Source organism: Streptomyces sp. NRRL WC-3549, assembly GCF_000721935.1.
GTDB lineage: Bacteria > Actinomycetota > Actinomycetes > Streptomycetales > Streptomycetaceae > Streptomyces.
The window spans coordinates 94,687-100,544 of the sequence record NZ_KL585418.1 but is presented as its reverse complement, the minus strand read 5'-3'; the positions used below and the strand labels follow the sequence as shown (position 1 = coordinate 100,544).

At 72.8% G+C, this 5,858-nt stretch carries 4 protein-coding genes and 1 pseudogene; 1 reads left to right on the top strand and 4 read right to left on the bottom strand.

Annotated elements, in window-relative coordinates; all coding sequences use genetic code 11:
• The 3 genes and pseudogenes from IH13_RS0124000 to IH13_RS0123990 form a co-directional block, all read right to left on the bottom strand.
• Window positions 1–555: pseudogene (locus IH13_RS0124000) on the bottom strand (hypothetical protein); the annotation flags it as partial.
• Window positions 555–1,025 (bottom strand): hypothetical protein, encoded by a 471-nt coding sequence (locus tag IH13_RS0123995; RefSeq protein WP_031087723.1) that lies wholly within the window; start codon window positions 1,023–1,025, stop codon window positions 555–557. The pseudogene IH13_RS0124000 and the gene IH13_RS0123995, both read right to left, overlap by 1 nt.
• 147 nt (window positions 1,026–1,172) lie before the next feature.
• A complete protein-coding gene (locus IH13_RS0123990; protein ID WP_031087722.1) occupies window positions 1,173–1,772 on the bottom strand; it encodes a TetR/AcrR family transcriptional regulator in 600 nt (199 codons plus the stop codon).
• A 125-nt stretch (window positions 1,773–1,897) separates the two neighbouring features.
• Between IH13_RS0123990 and IH13_RS0123985 the strand changes: the two genes are divergently transcribed.
• The gene (locus IH13_RS0123985; protein WP_031087721.1) at window positions 1,898–4,195 is read left to right on the top strand and encodes an exo-beta-d-1,3/1,6-glucosidase; all 2,298 of its coding nucleotides are present in this window, start codon (window positions 1,898–1,900) and stop codon (window positions 4,193–4,195) included.
• Window positions 4,196–4,357: 162 nt separating this feature from the next.
• Here IH13_RS0123985 and pruA read toward each other — a convergent pair.
• Window positions 4,358–5,858, bottom strand: a 1,501-nt coding sequence (gene pruA, locus IH13_RS0123980) for an L-glutamate gamma-semialdehyde dehydrogenase (RefSeq protein WP_063837482.1), incomplete at its 5' end; no start/stop codon positions are given.

Below are 5,858 nucleotides of genomic sequence, written 5' to 3'. Positions count from 1 at the left end.
GCGGGCCGGTACCCGGTCCAGGGCGGCGCCCGGGCAGGACGCGGCGAGTTCGGCGGTGAGGCCGTCCAGCAGCACGGCCGGCCGGCGCAACGCCTCGTCCGCGAGCATCGCGGAGACGATCGGGGCCGAACCGGAGAGCGTCTCGTGGTCGATGCCCCGCCAGCCGGCCCGTGCCAGGTCCGACAGCCAGGCGCGGGCGCCGAGCAGGAGGTTGACCGGGGCCGGCCGCTCGCCGGACACCGGGGCGGCCTCCTCGGCGCGGGGCCGCCCGACCGCCTCCGCGGCACGGGCCGACAGCGCGTCGTGGACGGAGCCGAGCAGGGCGGTGCGGGCCGCGGCCAGGGCGACGATGTGGTCCTCGCCCGCCGTGCCGGCCGCTGCCTTCGCCGCGGCCTCGGCGCTGCCCGCGACGGCGTCGGCCAGCGCGGCCAGCGCCGCGGCACGGTCGGGGCGGGGGCGCAGCAGCCCCTCGGTCAGGGCGTCGTCGAAACCGTCCACGGCGGCCAGGGCCTCGTCGAGGCCGGCGATCTCCTCCGCGAGCAGACCAGCGCGCATCACGCCGCCGCCCGGGCCGGCGGGAACCACTGCATTTCGGGCAACGGTGTGGTGACGGGCTCCAGTTCGAGGTAGGCCAGGTGCCGCAGGAACCGGCTGAAGACCGAGGCGGCGGGCTTCGCCCCGTCCGGTGCGGGCCGGTCGGCGGTCATCTCCGCGATGAGTTCCTGCGCGGTGGGTTCGCCGTCCGCGGTCTCGACCTTCAGGGTGCGGGCCACGCGCCCCGCGCCGTACTGGAGGACCGCCTCGGTGACCAGGGCCCGTATGTGGTTGCAGAACGAGCCCCGGGCCCCGCCGCAGGGCCGGTTGTTGTTGGTGCTGCACGCGTAGGCGAACGTGCCGGCCGCGACCGAGGAGACGTAGACCCGCTCGATGTCGGAGCCGCTGGACACCACGCCCTGCAGGCGTCCGTCGGCCAGCTCGACGAACGGGACCTTGGCCAGTTTGCGCGGTCGTGACGGTGGCACCATCCGTGCCGTGCTCGACCTCTCCCGATCTGACAACGCGCCATCTCCAATGCAGCGTAAGGGGGTTCCACGCCGGACCGGCGGGACACCAATGAACCTAGCCCCCGCCACTGACAACGGCTCCGACCTGCGGACCTACCCCCGGCGCGGTCAGAGCGGCACGGTGAGCCGGTCCTGGATGTGGGCACGCAGGACGCCCGCCATGTCCGTCGCACCGTCACTGAGGAGCCACTGCACCTGGAGCCCGTCCATCAGGGCGATCAACTGCGCTCCGGCGAGGGCGGGGTCCACGCCCTCGCGCAGCCCGCCCTCCTCCCGCGCCTGTACGTAGGCGAGTTCCGCACCGGAGACCGAGTGGGCGTAACGCCGTACGAAGTAGGCGTGGGCGGGGTGGTCCGCCGCGGTCGCCTCGGCCGAGACCACGGTGAACAGTTCGACGATGCCCCGGCGGGTGGCGTTGAGCGCGGCCAGTTCGGCGAATCTGCGCAGCCTCCGCACACCGGTGGTGTCCCCCAGGTCGAGCCAGGCGCCGTCCACCTCGTCACGGTGTTCGAGCACCGCGAGCAGCAGGGACTCCTTGGTCGGGAAGTGGTGCAGGAGACCGGGGTGCGAGATGCCGCAGCGGGTCGCGAGCACCCGGAGCGAGGCCCCCCGGTATCCGGCCTCTCCGAACAGGGCCATGGCCTGGTCGAGGATCTCGCCCCGCTTGGCGCGGCCCTTCGCGTATCCCCGCTTCGCCTCGGCGGCCACGGTCCCTCCCGGTCCGGTCGTACCGGCTGCTGTCACCGGTCACGTTCGCACATCCAGAGATACTTACCAAGCGGTCGGTATTCGCTCTATGGTGAAAGCCGAACCGTGTCGCGAAAGGACCCGTCGTGTCCCCCTCCACGCCCCTGCCCTACCTGGACCCCGCGCGGCCCGTCGCCGACCGGGTCGAGGACCTCCTCGGCCGGATGACGCTCGCCGAGAAGACCGGCCAGATGCTCCAGCTGAACGCGAAGGACGGGGTGCGCCACCTCGTCGAGGAACTGCACGTGGGCTCGATCCTGCACGCCTCGCCCGTCCACGTCCGCGAGGCGGCGGCCGCCACGGCGCGCACACGGCTGCGCATCCCGCTGCTCGTCGCGGAGGACTGCATCCACGGGCACTCCTTCTGGGAGGGCGCCACGATCTATCCCACGCAGCTGGGCCTCGCGGCGAGCTGGGACCCGGAACTGGCGGAGCGCGTCGCCAGGGCGACGGCCGTCGAGGTCGCGTCGACCGGCGTCCACTGGACGTTCTCACCGGTCCTGTGCATCACCCGTGACCTGCGCTGGGGCCGGGTCAGCGAGACGTTCGGCGAGGACCCCTTCCTCATCGGCGAGCTGGCCTCCGCGATGGTGCGCGGCTACCAGGGGGAGGGCCTGTCCGATCCGACGGCGATCCTGGCGTGCGCCAAGCACTTCGCGGGCTACTCCGAGACCCAGGGCGGCCGGGACGCCAGCGAGGCCGACCTCTCGCGGCGCAAGCTGCGCTCGTGGTTCCTGCCGCCGTTCGAGCGGGTGGCCCGGGAGGGCTGCCGCACCTTCATGCTGGGCTACCAGTCGATGGACGGGGTGCCGGTCACGGTCAACGACTGGCTGCTCAACGAGGTGCTGCGCGGCGAGTGGGGCTACACCGGCACCCTCGTGACCGACTGGGACAACGTGGGCCGCATGGTGTGGGAGCAGAAGATCTACGCCGACCACACCCAGGCCGCCGCCGCGGCCGTCCGCGCGGGCAACGACATGGTGATGACCACCCCGCAGTTCTTCGAGGGCGCCCAGAACGCGGTGGCCGAGGGCCTGCTGGACGAGGCGGGGATCGACGCGGCGGTGCGCCGCGTCCTGACCCTCAAGTTCGAGCTGGGCCTCTTCGAGGACCCCCGCCACCCCGACCCCGACCGGCAGGCCGCGGTCATCGGCAGTGCCGCGCACACGGCGCTGAACCTGGAGGCCGCCCGCCGCTCGCTCGTCCTGCTCACCAACGACGGCACCCTGCCGCTCGCCGGCGGCCTGACGGCCGGCCCGGACGGCCGTGCCCTCGCGGCCCCGGACGCGGCCCCCCGTACGGTCGCCGTGATCGGCCCCAACGCCGACGACGCGCAGACCCAGCTCGGCGACTGGGCCGGGTCCTCGGGCCAGGCGGACTGGCTGCCGGACGGCCAGCCGCGCCCCATGATCCGCACCGTGCTGGACGGCCTGCGCGCGCACGCGCCCGAGGACTGGACCGTCTCGTACGCGCGGGGTGCCGAGATCCTCACCGTGGGCCCCGACCCGGAGGGGGCGTACTTCCCCGACGGGCAGCCCCGCCCCCACGTGGTGGTCCCCGCCGAACCGTCGCGGGCCCTGATCGACGAGGCGGTCGCCGCCGCCGAGGGCGCCGACCACGTGGTCGCCGTGGTGGGCGACCGCATCGAGCTGATCGGCGAGGGCCGCTCCACCGCCACGCTCGAACTCGTCGGCGACCAGGTCGCGTTGCTGGACGCGCTCGCCGCGACCGGCACCCCGATGGTGGTGGTGGTCATCAGCTCCAAGCCGCTGGTCCTGCCGCCGTCCGCGCTCGGCGCCGCGGCGATCGTGTACGCCGCCAACCCGGGTATGCAGGGCGGCCGGGCCGTGGCCGAACTGCTCCTCGGCCTCGTGGAGCCTTCGGGCCGGCTCCCCGTCTCCTTCGCCCGGCACGCCGGTCAGCAGCCGACGTACTACAACCAGATCCGGGGCCAGCACGGCAGCCGGTACGCCGACCTCAGCCAGCGTCCGGCGTTCGCCTTCGGCGAGGGGCTGAGCTACACCACGGTGGCGTACACCGGGCTGGAGGTGCTGACGGAGAACGTCCAGGCGGCCGACGTCCTGCGGGCGCGCGTCACCGTCACCAACACCGGCTCCCGGCCCGCCCTGGAGACCGTCCAGCTGTACGTCAGCGACCTGGTGACCTCCGTGACCTGGGCGGAGAAGGAGCTGAAGGCCTACCGGCAGGTGGAGGTCGCCCCGGGCGAGGCGCGCGAGGTCCTGCTGGAGCTGCCCGTCGCGGACTGCGCCCTCGTGGACGCCCGGGGCCGCCGGGTCGTCGAACCGGGCGACTTCGAGCTGCTGGTCGGTCCGTCCTCCCGCGACGAGGTGCTGCTGCGGGCGCCGTTCACCGTGAAGGGCTGACCGGCACCCGGGCGCGTACGGCCCGACCGGGGCGTACGCCCGTCGGGGACCCGCCCCGCCGCCGCACGCGGAACGCATGGAACCGCCTCCCGGCGGGCACTGGCCGGCCGGGAGGCGGAGCAGGGGGCCGGGGCACCGCGCACGCGGTGCCCCGGGAGGGCGTCAGCCCTGGTGCGGGTAGGTGTAGTCGGTCGGCGGGACCAGCGTCTCCTTGATGGCGCGGGTCAGCGTCCAGCGCTGGAGGTTCTGCGGGGCGCCCGCCTTGTCGTTGGTGCCGGAGCCGCGGCCGCCGCCGAAGGGCTGCTGGCCGACGACGGCACCGGTCGACTTGTCGTTGATGTAGAAGTTGCCCGCCGCGTAGCGGAGCTTGTCCATCGTGTACGCCGCCGCCGCACGGTCGTTCGCGATGACCGAACCGGTCAGCGCGTAGTCCGTGACCGACTCCATCTGCTCCAGCATCTCGTCGTACTTCTCGTCCTCGTAGACGTGCACGGCGAGGATCGGGCCGAAGTACTCGGTGGTGAAGATCTCGTTGGCCGGGTCGTCGCACACGACGACGGTCGGGCGCACGAAGTAGCCCACGGAGTCGTCGTACGTACCGCCCGCGACGATCGTGCAGGACGGGTCGCTCTTGGCCCGGTCGATCGCGGCCTTGTTCTTGGCGAACGAACGGGCGTCGATGACGGCGCCGATGAAGTGCGACAGGTCGGTGACGTCACCCATGGTGATGGAGTCGACCTCGGCCGCGAACTCCTCCTTGAACCCGGAGTTCCAGAGGGAGGCCGGGATGTACGCACGGGAGGAGGCCGAGCACTTCTGGCCCTGGTACTCGAAGGAGCCCCGGGTCAGCGCGGTCTTCAGGATCGCGCGGTCGGCGCTCGGGTGGGCGACGACGAAGTCCTTGCCGCCGGTCTCGCCGACCAGACGCGGGTAGGTGCGGTACTTCTCGATGTTGTTCCCGACCGTCTTCCACAGGTGCTGGAAGGTGGGCGTGGAGCCGGTGAAGTGGATCCCGGCCAGGTCGCGGTGGTTCAGCGCGACCTCGGAGACGGCGAGGCCGTCACCGGTGACCAGGTTGATGACGCCCTTGGGCAGACCGGCCTCCTCCAGGAGGCTCATCAGCAGCACGGCGGCGTGGGTCTGCGTCGGGGACGGCTTCCACACCACGACGTTGCCCATGAGGGCCGGGGCGGTCGGCAGGTTGGCCGCGATCGCCGAGAAGTTGAACGGCGTGATCGCGTAGACGAAGCCCTCCAGCGGCCGGTGGTCCATGCGGTTCCACACGCCCGGGGAGTTGGCCGGGGGCTGCTCGGCGAGGATCTGGCGCGCGTAGTGCACGTTGAAGCGCCAGAAGTCGACGAGCTCGCAGGGGCAGTCGATCTCGGCCTGCTGGGCGGTTTTCGACTGGCCGAGCATGGTGGAGGCGGCCAGCGTCTCGCGCCAGGGGCCGGACAGCAGCTCGGCGGCGCGCAGGATGATCGCGGCGCGGTCGTCGAAGGACATCGCGCGCCAGGCCGGGGCGGCGGCGAGGGCCGCGTCGATCGCGTCCTGGGCGTCGGCCTCGGTGGCGTTGGCGTACGTGCCGAGGACGGACTTGTGGTTGTGCGGCTGCACCACGTCGAAGCGCTCGCCGCCGCCCATCCGCTTCTCACCGCCGATGGTC